At 61.9% G+C, this 578-nt stretch carries 1 protein-coding gene; it reads left to right on the forward strand.

The annotated features are described in order from the left end of the window. Positions 1 to 578, forward strand: a 578-nt coding sequence (locus ON32_RS02600) for an AMP-binding protein (RefSeq protein ID WP_040788458.1), incomplete at both ends; no start/stop codon positions are given.

Genomic DNA, 578 nt, shown 5'->3' on the forward strand with positions numbered 1-578 from the left:
CATCGGGATCCGCAGTATTTGGTGCGGGTGATCGAGGCCGAGCGGGTGTCGTTGACGTCGTTTGTGCCGTCGATGTTGAGTGTGTTCGCTGCGGGTGTGGCCGAGGGTTCGGTGGCGTTGGCGTCGTTGCGGGCGTTGTTCGTGGCGGGTGAGGCGTTCACCGGTGATGTGGTGGCGGCGGTGCGTCGGGTGTCGGATGTGGCGTTGTTCAATTTGTATGGTCCGACGGAGTTCACGGTGCATGCCACGCATGGTTCGGTTGCCGAGGCGGTGGTCGGTGCGGTGCCGATCGGTGTGCCGGTGTGGAATGCGCGGGCGTATGTGTTGGATTCGCGGTTGCATCCTGTTCCTGCGGGTGTGGCGGGTGAGTTGTATCTGGCCGGTGCTCAGGTGGCGCGTGGTTATCACGGTCGGGTGGATTTGACTGCGGATCGGTTCGTGGCGGATCCGTTCGTTCGGGGTGAGCGGATGTATCGCACGGGTGATTTGGTGGTGCGTGGTCGTGATGGTGTGATCACGTATTTGGGTCGTACCGATTTCCAGGTGAAGTTGCGTGGTTTGCGGATCGAGCTGGGCGA

Source organism: Nocardia paucivorans NBRC 100373, assembly GCF_000308675.1.
Lineage (GTDB): Bacteria > Actinomycetota > Actinomycetes > Mycobacteriales > Mycobacteriaceae > Nocardia > Nocardia paucivorans.